Origin of the sequence: Actinoplanes sp. NPDC051494, from assembly GCF_044454705.1 — a bacterium.
In the GTDB taxonomy this organism is placed as follows: domain Bacteria; phylum Actinomycetota; class Actinomycetes; order Mycobacteriales; family Micromonosporaceae; genus Actinoplanes.
This window is the reverse complement of sequence record NZ_JBITDZ010000010.1, coordinates 59,519-78,154: the sequence shown is the minus strand read 5'-3', so window position 1 is coordinate 78,154 and position 18,636 is coordinate 59,519. Positions and strand designations below refer to the sequence as shown.

Sequence of the window (18,636 nt, the reverse complement as noted above, 5' to 3'; positions counted from 1 at the left end):
TCCCACCGATACGCCGCCCTGCCCCACCCAGCAGCACCTCACCGTCGCCCTCACGGAAGAAGGCGCTCCCCTCATGTCCAGATTAAGACGAATTATCATGACGGCGGTCCTCCTCACCGCCGGCCTCCAGGTCCTCTCCCCCGCCGCACCGGCCGCCGCCGCCGGTCCCAACCTCGCCGCCGGGAAGACGTTCTCGGCCAGCAGCGTCGCCGACGTCTACGGCGCCGGCAACGCGGGTGACGGCAATCCCGGCACCTACTGGGAGAGCGCCAACAACGCCTTCCCCCAGTGGCTGCAGGTCGACCTCGGCCAGTCGGTCAGCGTCAACCAGGTCATCCTCAGACTTCCCCCGGCCACCGCGTGGTCGACCCGCACCGAGACGCTCGCCGTGCAGGGCGGCACCACCGGCTCGGCCTTCACCGACCTGAAGGCCGGCGCCGGTTATACGTTCAACCCGGCCACCGGCAACACCGTCACCATCGACTTCGGCGCCGCGACCGCCCGCTACGTCCGGCTGAGCATCACCGGGAACACCGGATGGCCGGCCGGGCAGATCGCTGAGCTGGAGGTCTACGGCCCGGCCACCGGCGACACCCAGGCACCGTCCGCGCCCGGCACCCTCGCGTACTCCCAGCCGGCGAGCGGGCAGATCCGCCTGACCTGGAACGCCGCCACCGACAACGTGGGCGTGACCGGCTACTTGATCTACGCGAACGGCTCGCTGCTGTCGACGGTCACCGCGCTGACCTACCTCGACAACCAGCCGGACAGCGCCACCGTGCAGTACTACGTGCGGGCCAGGGACGCGGCCGGCAACTCCTCGGCGAACAGCAACACGGTCACGCGTACGGGCCAGAGCGGTGACACCGTCGCACCCACCACGCCCGGCACGCTGTCCTATACCCAACCCACGACCGGCCAGATCCGTCTTGCCTGGGGTGCGTCGTCGGACAACGTCGGCGTCACCGGTTATGAGATCTGGTTCAACGGCGCGTTGAAGGCAACGGTGAATGCGCTGACCTACACCGACAACCAAGCAGCGTCCGTTACCGCTTCCTATTACGTGAAAGCGCGCGACGCGGCCGGCAACGTCTCCGCCGCGAGCAACACGGTGACGCGCACGGGCACCGTCACCGACGGCACCAACCTGGCCGTGGGCAAGCCGATCACCGCGTCGTCGAGCATCTTCACGTTCGTCGCGGCCAACGCGAACGACAACGACACGGCGACCTACTGGGAGGGCGGCGCGTATCCGGCGACGTTGACGGTGGCGCTGGGCGCGAACGCCACCACCAACTCGGTCGTGGTCAAGCTCAACCCGGGGACCGACTGGGGTACGCGGACCCAGACGTTCGCGATCCTCGGCCGGGACCAGAACGCCACCTCGTTCACCACGCTCGTGGACGCCGCGACGTACACGTTCAACCCGGCGAGCGGCAACACGGTGACCGTCCCGGTCAGTGCCACGGCGGCCGACGTCCGGCTGAGCTTCACCGCGAACAGCGGCGCGCCCAGCGGCCAGGTGGCGGAGTTCCAGGTCATCGGCGTGCCCGCGCCCAACCCGGACCTGACCGTCACCGCGCTGTCGGCGGCCCCGTCGGCGCCGGTCGAGACGGATGCGATCACGCTCTCCGCCACCGTCCGCAACGCCGGTTCGGCCGCCTCCCCCGCCAGCACCGTCGCCTTCTACCTGGGCAGCACCAAGGTGGGCACCGCGAACGTCGCCGCGCTCGCCGCCGGGGCCACCGCCACGGTCAGCACCACCGTTGCCGCGCAGAACGCCGGCACCTACGTGCTCCGTGCCGTGGTCGACGAGGCGAACACTGTTGTCGAGCAGAACGACGCGAACAACGCGTACACGAGTCCGTCGAACCTGGTTGTCTCTCCGGTCGCCAGCTCCGACCTGGTGGCTTCCGTGGTGAGCTGGTCGCCGTCCAACCCGTCGGCCGGCCAACAGGTTGCTTTCAACGTCACGTTGAAGAACCAGGGCACCACCGCAACGGCGGGTGGCGCGCACACCGTCACAGTCACACTGCTCAGCGACGCCGGTGTCACGGTCCGGACGTTCACCGGCTCCTGGAGCGGCACGCTCGCGCCGGATGCCAGTTCACCGGCGATCAGCCTCGGTAGCTGGCCGGCGGTGAACGGCAAGTACACGGTCCGTACGGTGGTCGCCGCCGACGCCAACGAACTGGCCGTCAAGCAGGCCAACAACACCAGCGAGAAGCCGTTCTTCGTGGGCCGGGGCGCGAACATGCCCTACGACATGTACGAGGCCGAGGACGGCACGACCGGCGGCGGCGCGCAGGTCGTCGGCCCGAACCGCACGATCGGTGATCTCGCCGGTGAGGCCTCCGGGCGCAAAGCGGTCACCCTGAACACGGCCGGTGCCTCCGTGCAATGGACCACCCGGGCGGCCACCAACACCGTCGTCGCGCGCTTCTCCATACCTGATAACACGACCAGCAGCATCAACGTCTACGTCAACGGCGCGTTGAACAGGACGCTGCCACTCACGTCCCGTTTCGCCTGGCTCTATGGTGCTGAGGCTTCACCGCAGAACTCCGGTACCGGGCCGCGTCACATCTACGACGAAGCGAACATCATGCTCACCGGGTCGTTCCCGGCCGGCAGTGTCATCAAGCTGCAGAAGGACAGCGGCAACACCGGGAACATCGCGGTCGACTTCATCAACACCGAGCAGGTCGCGCCGGTCGCCAATCCCAACCCGGCCACCTACGTCGTGCCCACCGGCTTCGATCAGCAGTCGGTGCAGGCGGCGCTCGACGCGGCGCGGATGGACAGCAGCAAGACCGGTGTCTACCTGCCGGCCGGCGATTACCAGACCAGCAACAAATTCCAGGTGTACGGCAAGCCGGTCCAGATCGTCGGCGCCGGCCCGTGGTACACGAGGTTCTTCACGCCGCAGAGCCAGTCCGAGACGGACGCCGGTTTCCGGGCCGAGGCCACCGCGAACGGGTCGTCGTTCCGGAACTTCGCCTTCTTCGGCAACTACACGATCCGCCAGGACGGGCCGGGAAAGGTGTTCGACTTCGCCAACGTCGCGAACATCACGATCGACAACATCTGGGCCGAGCACACGGTGTGCCTGTACTGGGGCGCCAACACCGACCGCATGGTCATCAAGAACTCACGGATCCGCAACACGTTCGCGGACGGCGTGAACATGACGAACGGCAGCACCGACAACCTGGTCGACAACAATGACGCCCGGGCCACCGGCGACGACAGTTTCGCGCTGTTCTCGGCGATCGACGCGGGTGGCAGCGACGAGATCAACAACGTGTTCTCCAACCTGTCGTCGACGCTGACCTGGCGGGCCGCCGGCATCGCGGTCTACGGCGGCTACGCCAACACGTTCCGCAACATCTACATCGCGGACACCCTGGTCTATTCGGGCATCACCATCAGCTCGCTCGACTTCGGGTATCCGATGAACGGTTTCGGCGCGAGCCCGCCGACCGTTTTCGACAACATCTCGATCGTCCGCGCCGGCGGCCATTTCTGGAACGGCCAGACGTTCCCGGCGATCTGGGTGTTCTCCGCGTCGAAGGTCTTCCAGGGCATCCGGGTGAGCAACGTCGACATCGTCGACCCCACCTACTCGGGCATCATGTTCCAGACCAATTACGTGGGCAACCAGCCACAGAACCCGGTCACCGACACGGTCTTCACCAATGTGTCGATCACCGGGGCGCAGAAGAGCGGTGACGCCTACGACGCGAAATCGGGATTCGGTATCTGGGTCAATCCGCTGCCGGAACAGAACCAGGGCCCGGCGGTCGGCTCGGCCACCTTCACCAACCTGCGCCTGAGCAACAATTTCCGGGACATCGAGAACACCACCTCGACGTTCACCATCATCCGCAACTAGAACGGTGAACGGGGGCCCGCCCGGGCCCCCGTTCACGCTTTCTCAGACACACCCACGGGACGCAGACCGGCTTCGCGTACGAAGATCCGGCGCCGTTGCCGGGCTTGGCCCCGCCGGTCGAGCTGATAGCCGTCCAGCCACACCCAGCCGTCATAGGTCGGCCGGGAGTCGACGGCGATGATGCGGAACGCGAAGCCGGACCGGCCGGTGAACTGCACACTGGCCGTCCGCCCGACGAGCACCACGTCACCCGGTGTCAGCATGGATTCATGGTCGGCCATGACTCATGCTTGCCTGGGGCGCGGCCGGCGTAAACCGGCCTCTCGGACGAAAATCTTGCGCCGTTGCACCGGGCGGCCCTGCCGGTCGAGCTGGAACCCGTCGAGCCAGACCCAGCCGTCATACGTCGGCCGGCCGTCCACATCGACCACCCGGTACGCGAACGCGGAGGCGCCGGCGAACTGCACGCTCGCCGAGCGCCCCACCATGACGACGTCTCCCACCCGCACGGTCCACTCCACAGTCGCCACTGAGCCACCCTCCACCCGGGCAACAGCCGCCTGTGCCGGATCACCGGTATGGCTTCACCTTGGGGTGTCCGGGCGCTCAGCTCAATGGCAGGTGGAGAATTGGCACGGCGGAGGCAGATTCACGACACTTTGACGGGGGTACGGACCCCGTCCGTGACCGAGTACATGCGGGCTTCCGCAAGGTCGAAGTAGAGACCGGTCAAGGTCATCCGGCCGTCGGCGACCGCCGCGCGCACACTCGGGTACGAATGCAGGTTCTCGAGTTGCTGCGCCACGTTGGCCGTGATGCAGTCCTCCTCCGAGACGCCACCGGTCTCCGTGGACGACAACTCCACCCCGGACTCGGCGAGCCAGGAACCCAGCGCCGACGGTGATCCGGCCGCGCCACCCATCAACGCGCGCACCGCCCCGCACCCCGAGTGGCCGCAGACGGTGATGGTGGTGACGCCGAGGACGTCCACGGCGTACTCGATGCCGGCACCGACCGAGGCGTCCCCGGATCCGTACGCCGGCACGATGTTGCCCACGTTGCGGATCGTGAACAGGTCACCGGGACCACTCGTGGTGATCAGGTTCGGGACCACCCGGGAGTCCGCGCACGTGATGAACAACTGCTCGGGCTTCTGACCCTCCCGGGCGAGGTCCGCCAGGTGCGGCCGGACCAGGGGCGCCACGCTGCGTTCGAACTCGTCGATCCCGGCCTGCATGGCGTCGTCGCGTTGCTCGGTCAACGTCACCCACTGCGACCACGAGCCGAGGAACCGCGGTGGGCGCCCGTGCTGGGACCGGTTGCCGCCCAGCCGTCCCGAGGTGGCACGGTGGAACCAGCTGTCGTGCACCTCGTCGACGGTGACGTGGCCGCCGCCACGTTCGTACGCTTCCCGCCAGTCCTGGATCGCTTCGAACGCGCCCTGGTCCAGGTAGTCGAGGTGCAACTCCAGATCGACCGCGGCGCCCGGTGGCACGGCGGACAGCTCGCGCGCGACCCGGCCGGCCCCGACGAAGGCCAGCGTGCCGGTGATGACGACGCTCCAGCGCCCCTCGGACGGCGAGGTCCGGGTGATCTCGCAGCGTGCCAGCCGCAGGATCATGAGGAGCACGGCGGTCGCCATGCCCAGCGCGACGCCGGTGAGCAGGTCGGTGAAGATCACCGCGAAGGCCGTGACGAGGTACGTGGGCAGTTCGCGATGCCGTGCGTACCGTTTGATCTGCGCCAGGCTGACCAGCCGCAGCCCGACCACGACCAGCACCGCCGCCAGGGCGGAGAGCGGGATCAGTTCGAGCAGCGCGGTGAAGGCCAGCACGAAGACGGCGATCCAGAGCCCGTGCAGGACCGCCGACGCCCGGGTCTTCGCCCCGGCGGCCACATTGGTGGAGCTCCGCACGATGACGCCGGTGACGGGCAGGCCGCCGAGCGCACCTGAGACGGTGTTGGCGGCGCCCTGGGCGAGCAGTTCCCGGTTGAGGTCGGCGCGCTTGCCGTCGTGCAGCTTGTCGACGGCGACCGCGGACAGCAACGACTCGACGCTGGCGACCAGCGCGATGGTCATGACGGCCAGGGCGATCGCCGCCGGGCTGCCGTCGGGCCAGCGCGGGAACGTCAGCTCACCGAGCGGGTTCGACGGCAGGTCGACCCGGGCGACATCCATCCCGCCCAGGCTCGCCGTCAGGGTCGCCACGGTCACCGCGACCAGGGCTCCCGGCAGCAGCGAGATCTTCACGAACCGCGGCCACAGCACCAGGATCGCCATGGTGAGCACGCCGATGAGAACGGCTCCGCTGTGGTTGCCGACGATCTGCCGGGGCAGATCGCGCAGGTTCTCCCAGGCGGAGCTCTGCGGGGCCCCGCCGAGCACGACGTGCACCTGACTCAGCGCGATGACGATGCCGATGCCGGCGAGCATCCCGTGCACGACCGCCGGCGAGAGTGCGAGCGCGGCCCGGCCGAGCCGCAGTGCGCCCAGGCCGAGCTGCACCACACCGGCCATGGCGACGATCGCGGTGGTGGCGGCCCACCCGAAATCGGCGACCGTCCCGGCGACGATCACGGTCAGCCCGGCAGCGGGCCCGCTGACCTGCAGCGGGGCGCCACTGAGCAGGCCGGCGACGACACCGCCGACCACCCCGGCGACGAGGCCGGACAGCAGCGGCGCGCCCGAGGCCGCGGCGATGCCGAGCGACAACGGAATGGCGATGAGGAACACGACGATCGACGCGGGAAGGTCGTGGCGGAACAAGGTCTGCCAGCGGTGGGGCGCAGCTACGTCGGTTTTGTCCGGCGTGAGCATGATGGTCCCTTCGGAGACGTTACGGCCTTGATGGACATACCCCACAAGTGGAATATTTCGGTCACCATAACGAAGCTGAGTGAACGCGCTGTTACAGACAGCAATACCCGCGGATACTCTCAGCGCTTTCTCAGCCGGCCGCCCCGGCCCGGACGCGGGACACCGCTGCCTCAGCAGCAGGCGGGGACGGCGGGCCCTTCGATGTCGTCCCCGTCGGTGTCCCGCTCGGCGACGGACCGGATCCGATCGCGGGTGAGGTGGTGGCCCGCACGGATCACGGCGGAGACCGCGGACAGGTTCGCGACCTCGGCGAGCGGGTCGGCGTCCAGCAGCAGGAAATCGGCGTCCGCACCGACCGCGATCCGGCCCGTCCGACCGGACCGGCCGAGGTAGGCCGCGGGTCCCGTGGTGGCCGCACGCAGGATGTCCAGCGGCTCGATCCCGGCGGCGGCCCACTGTGCGAACTCGAGACGCATCGTCTGACCCGGGGTGTCGCCCTGCCCGTCGGTGCCGGTCATCATGGGCGCACCGGCAGCATGACAGATCCCGACCATGCGCACGCACGTCTCGTACGCCTTGCGGTAGGTCTCGCGTGTCGTGGCCGGCAGCTTCTCGAAGGTGTCGAGCACCTCGCGACGGTCGGCCCGCTCCTCGCAGGACATCAGGGAGAGACCGGGATCCCGCCGGTATTCCGGGGCGTCCGCGAGGTACTGGGTGCGCAGCCGTACGAGGGTGGGCGTCTGCCAGGTGCGGTTCGCCGCCAGGGTGCGGGCCAGCTCGCGCGCCCTGGCCTCGTCGAAGGTGTCGAGCGCCTGGCGCAGCAGGGCCACGGCGGGCTCCGCGGCGAAGGCGGCCGGGTTGATCAGCATCTTGTTCGTCCGGCCGGCCGACACCTTCTCGACGAAGGGCAGATCGAGCACCCACGAGGGTACGGGCAGAGCCGGCTTCTCCCGGCCCCACAACGTGTCGCGCTCGGTGGAGCAGGAGATCCAGATGTTGCTGCCGGTGCCCAGGTGCTCGACACAGGAGTATCCGAGCCGGGACGCCTCGGCCACACTCACCTCCGGTGGCAGGTGACCGGCCGTCGGGAGACCTTCGCGATGCGCCTGGTCCACGGCGGCGAGGAAGGACTCGCGGTCGTACACCACGATCTTGATGAAGTCGGCGCCCTGCTCCTTCTGTCGCGTGACCTGCGCGCGGGCGTCATCGGCGGATCCCGCGGTGAACGGTGACAGGAGTGCTCCGGGCATGGCGAGCAGGGCGGGCGCGTACTCGGTCAGGGGCAGCCGGCCCTCGGCGCGGTAACGCAGCAGATCCTTGGAGGCGGCCATCTGGCGGATTCCGGTGACGCCCTCGGCGAGCATCGTCGCGAGGTGGGCCCGGGTACGGGTGCCCTGCATCGTGTGGACGTGCATGTTGTTGTAGCCCGGAACAGCGAAACGGCCGGCGCCGTCGACGACATGGGCCACGTCCGTGTGGACATCAGGCCCGGTCACCGCGGTGATGCGGCCCTCGCGCACCACGATCGACCGGTGCGGGTGCCGGGAACCGTCGGCAGGGTCGACCACCGTGACGTCGTCGACCCGCAGGGGCGGTGCCGCGGGGAACGGCACCCGGGCGGGATCGCCGCCGCGCAGCGCCCGCGTCGCCGGGAATCCGACCGCCGCGGCCACCAGGGCCCCGCCACCCAGGACGAGGAAGCGACGGCGCGTCACCGGCAGTTCCCGGTGGAGGCACCCGCGGCCGGGCGGACGTCCGTCCCGGTGATCGTCAGGCGCAGCCCGGCCGCGGTCGCCGTGACTGTCCGGCAGACCAGGCCGGCGGGCAGTGCCGGCAGGTCGACGGTCCGCGCCCGCGCCTTGTCGCCGAGGCGGCTCGCCGGCACCCGCAGACCCAGGACCGGGAGCTCCACGAACTCGGGCTCGATGCGCAGCGCGCCGTCGACGATCGTGGGGACCGCGTACACCGTCACCTCCTGCGGGCGCCCGAGCAGCTGAACCCGCGTCTGGATCGTGAGCCGGCCGGCATCGTCCGAACCGTACGTGGCCGGCTGCGCCCCGTCCGGGGAGCCCTCGCCGGCAGCCGCGGCCCCCAGGTCCGCGTACGGCAGGGTGACCTCGGCGACCACCGACGCGGCGCTCATCGGCGTGGTGCCGGGCAACCGCACGTCGTGCGCGGTCGCATCGACCGCGGCGGTGAAGCGGCCCACCGTCACCCGCGGCACCCGGGCCCGTACCGTGCCGAACGTACCGCGGGCCAACTGGGTCAGGAACGGCAGTTCCTCGAAATCCACCGCGGGTGTCTCGCTCAGGCCCGCGGCGCATCGCAGCCGGTCGGCGACCCGGTCGGACGCGCGGGCGGCGGCGATCCGGTCGGTGGTGACGGCGAGCCCCAGCAGCAGGACGACAGCGGTCCCGGTGATGATCCATGTTCTGCGCACGTCGACCACCGAACCAGCGGTTGCTGACCGGTGACCGCCCCTGGACCTGATGTTTGCCTGAGCATCCGGCGGGTGGTTCGAGAAGGTCATGCTTGACGACAGCACGAAATGGGCACGTCACAGCTCTGGCACATGAGCTGGCAAGGCTCCGGGATCAAACGGACGACGACATAGGCGGTCTTACACATGACGGAGTCACTCAAGGTCAGTGAGGGTGACGAGCGGGGAACGGTCAGCACCGATCTCACGCTCGGCGTCGAGGAGGAACTCCACGTGGTCGATCTCAGGACCCGGGAGCTGGTGCCCCGCGCGCCCGAGGTGCTGGAACAGCTCGACCAGGCCAACTTCTCCGCCGAGCTGCACCGCTCGGTGGTCGAGACGAACACCCCGGTCGCGCAGGGGCTCGACGAGCTGCGCGACGGGATCGTGGCCCTGCGCCGCAAGGCCATCGGCGTCGCCGAGTCACTGGGCCTCGGCCTGGTCGCGGCCGGCACGATGCCGATCGTCGACCTCGACTCGCTGCCGGTCACCCCGACCTCGCGCTACCAGCGGATGGTCGACGAGTATCAGATGCTCGCCCGGGAGCAGCTCATCTGCGGCGCCCAGGTGCACGTCGGCATCGCGGACCGCGACGAGGCGGTCTCCATCGCCCAGCGGGTCGCCCCGGCCCTGCCGGTGCTGCTGGCCCTGTCCGCCTCCTCCCCGTACTGGATGGGTGAGGACAGCGGTTATGCCAGCGTGCGCTCCCTGGTCTGGTTGCGCTGGCCGACGGCCGGCGACAGCGGCCTGGTCACCGACGCCGCCGACCATGACGCGCTGGTCGCGGACCTGATCGCGTCCGGCACGATCAGCGATCCCAAGATGGTCTACTTCGATGTCCGCCCGTCCGCGCACGTGCCCACCGTCGAGCTGCGGGTCACCGACTCGAGCCCGGACGTGGACACCGTGGTGCTGCTCGCCGGGCTGTTCCGCGGTCTTGTGCTGCGCGCCCGGCAGGACTACCGGGCCGGGCGCCCGCTGGTGCCGACCCGGCCGCCGATCCACCGCGCGGCGATGTGGCGCGCGGCCCGCTCCGGGCTGGAGGGCGACCTGCTCGACCTGCCCCGCTCCCCCGTGCCGGTCCCCGCCGCGGTGGCGGTGGAACGCCTGGTCGGCGACCTGCGCCCGCAGCTGGAGGAGCTCGGCGACTGGGAGCAGGTGTTCGATCTGTCGGTGCAGGCGCTCAGCCGGGGCAGCTCGGCCGCCCGGCAGCGCCGCGCCATGGCCCGTCGCGGGCGGCTCTCCGACGTGGTCGACCTGGTCGTCGCGGACACCCGGGGCGGCGCGACCGGGATCGGCCCCGAGGGGCGTACGGTCCCGGCCGGTCTCACGCCCTATGCGGCCGCCGGCGACGAGGCCTTCCCGAACGGTGACGTGCTGCCCGCGTACGACGGGATCGTCAATGTCCTGAGCGCTCTCGGCCCGGCCGGCCTGCGCCGCCGCGAGGACGCCAAGGACGACGAGCAGCGCGCCCGCGGGATCACGTTCAGCGTGGCCGGAGAGGCCGCGACCCGGCTGTTCCCGTTCGACCTGGTGCCGCGGATCGTCCCGGCGAGCGACTGGGAGCAGCTGCGCGGCGGTCTGGTGCAGCGGGTCCGGGCGCTCGACGCGTTCGTCAACGACGTGTACGCCGATCGCGAGGCGGTCAAGGACGGCGTCATCCCGGAGTGGGTCATCGACGGCTCGCCCGAGCTGCGCCCCAGCGGTGCCCTGGTCAGCCGGCCGGGGGTGCGGGCCCAGGTGGCCGGCGTCGACCTGGTCCGCGACGGCGAGGGCAACTGGAAGGTGCTCGAGGACAACCTGCGGGTGCCGTCCGGCATCGCGTACTCGATGCAGAACCGGCGGCTCGCCGAGTCGGTGCTGCCGGAGCTGCCCCGCCCGGACGGCCTGATCAGCCCGGAGGAGACGCCGGGGCTGCTCAAGCGCGCGCTGCTCGACGCGGCCGGCCCCTCGGCCGGCGACGACCCGCAGCTGGTGGTGCTGAGCCAGGGCCCGGACGACTCGGCGTGGTTCGAGCACCGGATGCTGGCCGAGGAGATGGGTGTCCCGCTGGTCCGCAGCACCGAGCTGCTGGTCGACGAGGGGCGGGTGCACCGGGTCAAGAGCGGCCGCAAGCACCCGGTCGACGTCATCTACCTGCGGATGGGCGAGGACAGCCTGGTCCACTCCCCGGGCGCGGACGGGATGCCGCTGGGCCCGAGCCTGGTCACCGCCCTGCACGCCGACACGGTCGTGCTCGCGAACGCGCTGGGCAACGGCATCGGCGACGACAAGGCGGTCTACGCGTACGTCCCCAAGCTCATCGAGTACTACCTCGGCGAGAAGCCGTTGCTCGCGGACGTCACGACGTACCTGTGCGGTATCCCCGAGCAGCGCACGGAGGTCCTGGCCCGCCTGGAGGAGCTGGTCCTGAAGCCGGTCGACGGTTACGGCGGCGACCGGATCGTGATCGGCCCGCACGCCTCCCCGGACGACCTGGCGGCGGTGCGCCGGCAGATCCGCGCCGCCCCGCACCGCTGGGTGGCGCAGGAGGTGGTGCAGCTGTCGACGGCCCCGGTCTTCGACGGTCACCAGCTCGCCCCGCGCCATGTCGACCTGCGCGCGTTCGTCTTCACCGGCCGGGAATCGGTGGTCGCCCCCGCGGCCCTGACCCGCGTGGCCCCGGCCGGCAGCATGATCGTCAACTCGTCCCGCGGCGGTGGCTCGAAAGACACGTGGCTGCTCGGCGGCTAACTCTTTCACGCCCCGGACACACCCCCGAAACGGAACCCGTGGAGGTTAGTCAACTATGTGCGGAATCGGCGGCGAACTGAGGTTCGACGACCGGGCGGCCGACCCCGAGGCCGTCCGCCGCATGCTGCCCTGCCTGGAGCATCGTGGCCCGGACGGCGAAGGGCTGTGGCAGCACGGCCCGGTCGCGCTCGGCCATCGGCGGCTGAAGATCATCGACCTCTCCGAGGCCGGTGCCCAGCCGATGGTCGACGAGCAGCTCGGCATGACCCTGGTCTTCAACGGCTGCATCTACAACTACCAGCAGCTGCGCGACGAGCTGCGCGCTGCGGGTTACACGTTCTTCTCCACCTCCGACACCGAGGTGATCATCAAGGCGTACCACCACTGGGGCGCCGACTGCGTGAAGCATTTCCTCGGCATGTTCGCGTTCGCGATCCTCGAGCACGCCACCGGCACGGTCATGCTGGCCCGCGACCGGCTCGGCATCAAACCGATGTACCTCGCCGAGACGCCGGGGCGGCTGCGCTTCGCGTCCAACCTGCCGTCGCTGCTCGCCGCCGGGGACGTCGACACGTCGATCGACAAGGTCGCGCTGCAGCACTACATGTCGTTCCACTCGGTCGTCCCGGCGCCGCGGACCATCGTGGCGGGCATCCGGAAACTGCCGCCCGCCACCGTACGCGTCATCCAGCGCGACGGGACCTCCACCGAGACCGTCTACTGGGAGGCCTCGCACACCCGGGTCGACACGCCGTCGAGCCGCCAGGAGTGGGCCGAGGCGATCCACTCCTCGCTGCGCACCGCGGTCGAGCGGCGGATGGTCGCCGACGTGCCGGTCGGGGTGCTGCTCTCCGGCGGGCTCGACTCGTCGTACATCGTGGCGCTGCTCGCCGAGCAGGGTCAGCGCGGGCTCACCACGTTCTCCATCGGCTTCGAGTCCGCGGCCGGGGAGAGCGGCGACGAGTTCGCGTACTCGGATCTGATCGCCAAGCAGTTCGACACCCGGCACCACCAGATCCGGATCGGCCGGGACCGTTTCCTGCCCGCCGTGGGGCGCACCGTGGCGGCGATGAGCGAGCCCATGGTCAGCCACGACGCCATCGCGTTCAACCTGCTCAGCGAAGACGTCGCCCGGCAGGTCAAGGTCGTGCAGTCGGGGCAGGGCGCGGACGAGATCCTGGCCGGCTACAGCTGGTACCCGCCGCTCAAGGACGTGCCCCGGGATCAGGCCGTGGACGCGTACGCGAAGGAGTTCTTCGACCGTCCGCACAGTGAGCTGGCCCGCCAGCTGAACCCGCAGTGGTTGCTCGATCGCGATGTCAGCCGCGAGTTCGTCGCGGCGAACTTCGCCCGGCCCGGCGCCGAGACCTCGGTCGACGCGGCATTGCGGCTGGACACCCAGGTCATGCTCGTCGACGATCCGGTCAAACGGGTCGACAACATGACGATGGACTGGGGGCTGGAGGCACGCGTACCGTTCCTGGACCACGAGCTGGTCGAACTCGCGGCGGCCTGCCCGCCCGAGCTCAAGCTCGCGCAGGGCGGCAAGGGCGTGCTGAAGGACGCCGCCCGCGGGGTCGTGCCCGACGAGGTGATCGACCGGAGCAAGGGATACTTCCCGGTTCCCGGGATCCGGCACCTGGAAGGCACGATGCTGGAGATGGTTCGTGAGGCGCTGCACGCCCCAGCGGCCCGTGAACGCGCATTGTTCCGCCCGGAGTATGTTGACGCGCTCCTGGCCGACCCGAACACTCCTCGTACGACGCTCGGGGCGAACCAGCTGTGGCAGGTGGCCCTCCTCGAGATGTGGCTGCAGAACAAGGGGATATAAGGAGGACACCGGATGACCGGTCAGCTCAGCCGTGTCGACGTCACCGTGCTGCCCGAGGGCTGGCTGACGAAGGGAACCTATCCTTCGGAAGTCTCCGGCAGCTGGTCGCCGGCGCTCTCGCCGGACGGCCGGCACGCGGCGTACGTCTCCGACCGCAGCGGTTCGCCCAAGGTGTGGGTGCAGCCGGTCGGCAGCGAGCTGACGTTCCTCGTCGACACCGGCGAGGAACCGGTCGAATCGGTGCACTGGTCCACCGGCGGCGGCTGGCTGGCCTGCGTGCTCGCGCCCGGTGGCGCCCCGCGCACGGAGGTCTGGCTGGTCCGCCCGGACGGCTCTGCGCTGCACCAGGTCGCCGGTTTCGGCACCGACAGCGCCGAGAACGTGCGCTGGCTGCCCGGCCGGCCGCTGCTGGCGGTCACCGAGAACCTCACCACCACGCTGCTGATCGACGCCGAGCACGGCACCCGCGCCGAGATCTGCGCGGGCGAGCTCGTCTCGCTGTTCGACGTCTCCGCCGACCGGTCCCGCGCGCTGCTGCGGCAGGGTCCGCGCGGGGCCCGCTACGTCGCGGTCCGCGACCTGGCGACCGGCATCGACGAGTACGTGACCAGCGGCGAGCAGGCGTGTTTCGGCCCCGACGGCACGGTGTGGGCCCGCGGTGACGCCGGTGAGCGCCCGGTCCTGCTGCACGGCACCGAGGTGGTCGCGTCGTCGCCGGACGCCGAGGTCGAGGCGTTCGCCCTGACCGCCGACGGCACCCGGGTCGCGGTGCTGTGGAACGTCGGCGGCGGCCGCTCCGAACTGACCGTCGGCGACGTATCAGTGGAACTGCCCGGCTGCGTTTCCGGGGAACTGCCCGGCTGGGTATCCGTGGAGCTGCCCGGCTGGGTGGCCGCGCAGCCGGTCTGGTGCGCCGACGGCAGCACCCTGGCGTTCACCGCGGAGGGCCCCGGCCAGCCGCACGGCGTGTACACGTGGTCGCTCGAGCACGGCGTGACCCCGGTCTCGGTCGACGAGGTCGAGGACCACCCGGTGCTGCCCACGCTGCGGCGCTTCGCGTCGCACGACGGCCTCGAGATCAGCGGCTGGCTGTTCGAGCCGGCCACGCCCGGCCCGCACCCGACACTGCTGTGGTTCCACGGCGGGCCCGAGGCGCAGGAGCGGCCCGGGCACGGCCCCATGTTCCAGTCGCTGGTCGAACGCGGCATCGCGGTGTTCGCCGCCAACGTGCGGGGCTCGTCCGGTTTCGGGCGCTCGTTCGTCAACGCCGACAACGGGGCGCTGCGGTATGCGGCCATCGCCGACGTCGCCGCGTGTGTCGAGCACCTGGTCACGACCGGGGTGGCGGATCCGGCCCGGGTGGGCTGCATGGGCCGGTCCTATGGCGGATACCTGACGCTGGCGGCGCTCACGACGTACCCGGAAATGTTCGCTGTCGGTATCGATGTCTGTGGCATGTCGAACTTCGCGACGTTCTACGAGCACACCGAGCCGTGGATCGCGGCCGCGGCGGTCTCCAAGTACGGCGATCCGGTCGCCGACGCCGAGCTGCTGCGCGACCTGTCCCCGATCACCCACATCGACCGGCTCCGCACGCCGCTGCTGGTGGTGCACGGTGAGAACGACAGCAACGTGCCGGTCATCGAGGCGGAGCAGGTCGTCAAGGCGCTCGCCGAACGTGGCGTCGAGCACCGATACCTGCTCTTCCCCGGCGAGGGCCACGAGCTGCTGCACCGCTCCTCGCGGGCGGAATACCTACGCGAGACGGTCGGCTGGCTCACCCGGCACCTGGGGCAGCACCGATAGCAGCACGTGCGAGGGGTGCTCGCTGTCGTGGAAGACCTCGAAACGACACGGGCGCCCCTTCGTCGCCGTCCCGAACGGCTCCGCGGTGCCCATATTGCGCGCGTACCGAGGAAAAGCGCCACCACTGACCTGGACGCGGATCCGGTGCCCGGCCCTGACCCGGTAAGCGGTCGGGAACAGCTCGACATCCACGGCCAGCACGCCGTCCTCACCCACCGTGACGTCGGCGGCCGGCACGGTGCGTGGGTCGAGGCGCCGGATCCCGTCGACGACGTTGCGGGAGACGCCCTTCGGATCGACATCACAGACCCGGACGAAGACATCGGCGTACGGGAGCTCGGTGCGCAGATACACCCGCGCGGTGACCTGGCCGACGAGGTCGAGGTCGGCGTCGAGCGCCGGTCCGGTGAACGTGAGGACGTCGGGGCGCTTCTCAACCGTACCGTTGTCGGCCTGCTTGCCCGGCGGTTGCAGCAGCGGACCGCCCACCGTCGGGGTCGGGTCGGCGGGGTCGTACGTGAACGTGCTGCTGGGGGTGTCGCGGTGCTCCCCCAGCTCGAAACGCTCGGCCCGGGTGGCGGCCGGCGGCCACTCGCCGAACTCCAGCCACGTGTCCGCCCGCTGGAGGAATACCCGGACCGGGGCGCCGGCCGGAGCGGGACCGCCGCGCAGGTGGTGGTCGAGCCAGGCCAGATCGGTCCGCGCGATCGTGCGCAGCTCCCCCGGCTCCCCGTGGATCCACGGCCCGACGACGATCCGTGCGGGGTTGCCGGCGGCCCGTAGCGCGGTGTAATCGGCCATCGTGCCGGCCAGGAAGAGGTCCCACCAACCGGTGACCATGCTGACCGGGGGCATCCGGGTCAGGTCCGCCTGATCGTGGTTCGCCTGCGACCAGAAGTCGTCACCCGGCTCGGAGTGCGCGACGAAGTCCCGCCAGAACGGCACCGGCGCACCGGCCACCTCGACGTCGGCGGCCTGCAGCGGCAGCCGGCGCAGCGCTCTGCCGACCTTGCGGCCGGACCGTGGATCCGGCAGCGCGCTGCGTTCCTGACGGCCGATCGACGCCGACCAGCTCAGCGCGGTGTGCATCTGCGGCGCGCCATGGTTGTAGAACAGCGTGCTGATCACCTCCGACGAGGTGATGTGCGGCGAGACACAGATCAACGGCTCGACCGTGTACGGAGCCACGGCCCACTGGGTGTGCCCGAAGTAACTGCCGCCGACCATGGCGATCCGCCCGTCGCACCACGGCTGCGCCCGGAGCCAGGCCAGGGTCGCGAGGCCGTCCTCGCGCTCGGTGGTCCACGGCCGGAACTGCCCGCCCGAACCGAACGTCCCCCGGGTGGCCTGCATGAACACCTGGAAACCACGCCGGGCCAGCGGGGCGGCGAACATCTGGGCATAGAGACCGGCCCGCCCGTACGGCAGCCGGACCAGCACCACCGACTTGCCGGCGTTCTCGGGCACGTAGTGGTTGGCCAGCAGCGTGACGCCGTCCGGCATGGGGACCGCCACGTCCCGCCGGATCCGGTAGGGCACCGCGTCCGTCGGCAGCCCGATCAGCCGATCGGCCACTTTCCCGCCCAGTCTGCTCACCATGGTCGCAACCTTAGGGCGTGATTGGGCACACGCCCGGTTTGTGACGTGTTTCGTTGCCGGGTGCCCGGCCGGAGGAGAAAGGTTGTCAGCACGACGAGTGGACGGAGTTTCTGATGCGTGGCGGTGCCCGTGCCTGGGCGGTGTGGGCCGTCGGCCTCTCCGCGTACATCGTCGCCGTGCTGCATCGCACGTCGCTCGGCGTGGCCGGGCTCGACGCCCAGGACCGGTTCGGGATCGGTGCCGGCGCGCTCGCCTCGTTCGCCGTGCTCCAGCTGCTCGTGTACGCCGGGCTCCAGGTGCCGGTCGGCCTGCTGCTCGACCGGTTCGGCTCGATGCGCCTGGTGGTCGCCGGGGCGCTGGTGATGGCGAGCGGCCAGGCGCTGATGGCGTTCACCGACGGGCTGGGCGGCGCGGTGACCGCGCGGATCCTGGTCGGCGCCGGTGACGCGATGACGTTCATCAGCGTGCTGCGGCTGGTGCCGCAGTGGTTCCCGGCCCGGCGGGTGCCGGTCGTCACCCAGTTCACCGGCATCATCGGCCAGCTGGGCCAGGTGCTCAGCGCCGTGCCGCTGGCCGCGCTGCTCGCCGGCCCGGGCTGGACCACCGCGTTCATCAGCGCCTCGGCCGCCGGGTTCTTCGTCGCGATCCTCGCGCTGGTGGCGCTGCACGACCACCCGGAGCGGCGGATCAACGCGGGCGAGGCGATCTCGGCCCGGCGGCTCGGCACCGACCTGACCACCGCGTGGAAGCATCCGGGCACCCGGCTGGGCCTGTGGACCCACTTCAGCACCCAGTTCCCCGGCACGGTGTTCGCGCTGATCTGGGGATACCCGTTCCTGGTGGCCGGCGAGGGCGTGTCCCGGGGCACGGCGAGCACCCTGCTCACCCTTTTTGTCCTGGTCGGCATGGTTGGCGCGCCATTGATCGGGGTAATGGTGCAACGCCACCCGCTGCGCCGTTCCTGGGTGGTGCTGGCCGTCGTCGCGACCAACGCCCTCGGCTGGGGCCTGGTGCTGGTCTGGCCGGGCCGCGCACCGATGACGGTGCTCGTGGTGCTGGTCGTCGCGCTGGCGCTCGGTGGCCCGGGTTCGATGATCGGCTTCGAGTTCGCCCGTACGTTCAACCCGCCCCACCGGCTCGGCACCGCGACCGGCATCGTCAACGTCGGCGGTTTCGTGGCCTCGCTGATCACGATCCTGCTGGTCGGGCTCATCCTGGACGCCCGCACCGGCGGGCGGACGGACTACGACATATCAGACTTCAAGGTGGCCATGTCGGTGCAGTACGCACTGATGGCCATCGGTGTCGTGGGTATCCTTCGAACCCGCCGGCTCGTCCGGCGACGGATGGCGGCCGAGGGCGTGCACGTGCGCCCCCTGCGTGAGGCACTGGCCGCCCGAGGGTGGTTTAGCGCCGAGCGCATCGGTAAAAGCTGAGGGCTTCGCGTCCGAATGCGACAAACATCGACAGCACGA

11 protein-coding genes are annotated in these 18,636 nt (G+C 70.4%); 5 read left to right on the top strand and 6 right to left on the bottom strand.

Translation table 11 applies throughout. The features are described from left to right. Positions 1 to 97 precede the first annotated feature (97 nt). Entirely contained in the window at positions 98 to 3,895 is a 3,798-nt protein-coding gene (locus ACIA6A_RS29760; RefSeq protein WP_396101231.1) for a discoidin domain-containing protein, read from the top strand. A 32-nt stretch (positions 3,896 to 3,927) separates the two neighbouring features. On the opposite strand, the gene ACIA6A_RS29755 is transcribed toward ACIA6A_RS29760, so the two are convergent. The 5 genes from ACIA6A_RS29755 to ACIA6A_RS29735 form a co-directional block, all read right to left on the bottom strand. Continuing rightward, the gene (locus ACIA6A_RS29755) at positions 3,928 to 4,176 is read right to left on the bottom strand and encodes a hypothetical protein (RefSeq protein WP_396101230.1); all 249 of its coding nucleotides are present in this window, start codon (positions 4,174 to 4,176) and stop codon (positions 3,928 to 3,930) included. 3 nt (positions 4,177 to 4,179) lie between these two features. Beyond that, the gene (locus ACIA6A_RS29750) at positions 4,180 to 4,425 is read right to left on the bottom strand and encodes a hypothetical protein (protein ID WP_396101229.1); all 246 of its coding nucleotides are present in this window, start codon (positions 4,423 to 4,425) and stop codon (positions 4,180 to 4,182) included. A gap of 119 nt (positions 4,426 to 4,544) precedes the next feature. Continuing rightward, a complete protein-coding gene (locus tag ACIA6A_RS29745; protein WP_396101228.1) occupies positions 4,545 to 6,713 on the bottom strand; it encodes a SulP family inorganic anion transporter in 2,169 nt (722 codons plus the stop codon). 170 nt (positions 6,714 to 6,883) lie between these two features. Further along, positions 6,884 to 8,428 (bottom strand): amidohydrolase family protein, encoded by a 1,545-nt coding sequence (locus ACIA6A_RS29740; protein ID WP_396101227.1) that lies wholly within the window; start codon positions 8,426 to 8,428, stop codon positions 6,884 to 6,886. After that, positions 8,425 to 9,153 (bottom strand): DUF2993 domain-containing protein, encoded by a 729-nt coding sequence (locus tag ACIA6A_RS29735; RefSeq protein WP_396101226.1) that lies wholly within the window; start codon positions 9,151 to 9,153, stop codon positions 8,425 to 8,427. Before ACIA6A_RS29735 ends, ACIA6A_RS29740 begins: the two co-directional genes overlap by 4 nt. A 186-nt stretch (positions 9,154 to 9,339) precedes the next feature. Here ACIA6A_RS29735 and ACIA6A_RS29730 point away from each other — a divergent pair, with 186 nt between their 5' ends. Genes ACIA6A_RS29730 through ACIA6A_RS29720 form a run of 3 tightly spaced genes read left to right on the top strand, consistent with a single transcriptional unit; the run spans position 9,340 to position 15,562 of the window. Continuing rightward, positions 9,340 to 11,925: a glutamate--cysteine ligase gene (locus ACIA6A_RS29730; protein ID WP_396101225.1), complete on the top strand. Its 2,586-nt coding sequence runs from the start codon at positions 9,340 to 9,342 to the stop codon at positions 11,923 to 11,925. Positions 11,926 to 11,980: 55 nt separating this feature from the next. Then, complete coding sequence (locus tag ACIA6A_RS29725; protein WP_396101224.1) at positions 11,981 to 13,756, top strand: N-acetylglutaminylglutamine amidotransferase; 1,776 nt, start codon at positions 11,981 to 11,983, stop codon at positions 13,754 to 13,756. A 12-nt stretch (positions 13,757 to 13,768) separates the two neighbouring features. Further along, complete coding sequence (locus tag ACIA6A_RS29720) at positions 13,769 to 15,562, top strand: S9 family peptidase (protein ID WP_396101223.1); 1,794 nt, start codon at positions 13,769 to 13,771, stop codon at positions 15,560 to 15,562. Here ACIA6A_RS29720 and ACIA6A_RS29715 read toward each other — a convergent pair. Further along, positions 15,512 to 17,161, bottom strand: a complete 1,650-nt coding sequence (locus tag ACIA6A_RS29715) for a CocE/NonD family hydrolase (RefSeq protein ID WP_396101222.1) — start codon at positions 17,159 to 17,161, stop codon at positions 15,512 to 15,514. The genes ACIA6A_RS29720 and ACIA6A_RS29715 overlap by 51 nt on opposite strands. A gap of 113 nt (positions 17,162 to 17,274) precedes the next feature. Between ACIA6A_RS29715 and ACIA6A_RS29710 the strand changes: the two genes are divergently transcribed. Beyond that, positions 17,275 to 18,597, top strand: a complete 1,323-nt coding sequence (locus tag ACIA6A_RS29710; protein ID WP_396101221.1) for a nitrate/nitrite transporter — start codon at positions 17,275 to 17,277, stop codon at positions 18,595 to 18,597. Positions 18,598 to 18,636: the final 39 nt, after the last annotated feature.

Coding starts and splice junctions, on each gene's coding strand:
- ACIA6A_RS29720 (WP_396101223.1), top strand. CDS start 13,769: ATGACCGGTCAGCTCAGCCGTGTCGACGTCACCGTGCTGCCCGAGGGC.
- ACIA6A_RS29715 (WP_396101222.1), bottom strand. CDS start 17,161: ATGGTGAGCAGACTGGGCGGGAAAGTGGCCGATCGGCTGATCGGGCTG.
- ACIA6A_RS29755 (WP_396101230.1), bottom strand. CDS start 4,176: ATGGCCGACCATGAATCCATGCTGACACCGGGTGACGTGGTGCTCGTC.
- ACIA6A_RS29710 (WP_396101221.1), top strand. CDS start 17,275: ATGCGTGGCGGTGCCCGTGCCTGGGCGGTGTGGGCCGTCGGCCTCTCC.
- ACIA6A_RS29760 (WP_396101231.1), top strand. CDS start 98: ATGACGGCGGTCCTCCTCACCGCCGGCCTCCAGGTCCTCTCCCCCGCC.
- ACIA6A_RS29745 (WP_396101228.1), bottom strand. CDS start 6,713: ATGCTCACGCCGGACAAAACCGACGTAGCTGCGCCCCACCGCTGGCAG.
- ACIA6A_RS29725 (WP_396101224.1), top strand. CDS start 11,981: ATGTGCGGAATCGGCGGCGAACTGAGGTTCGACGACCGGGCGGCCGAC.
- ACIA6A_RS29730 (WP_396101225.1), top strand. CDS start 9,340: ATGACGGAGTCACTCAAGGTCAGTGAGGGTGACGAGCGGGGAACGGTC.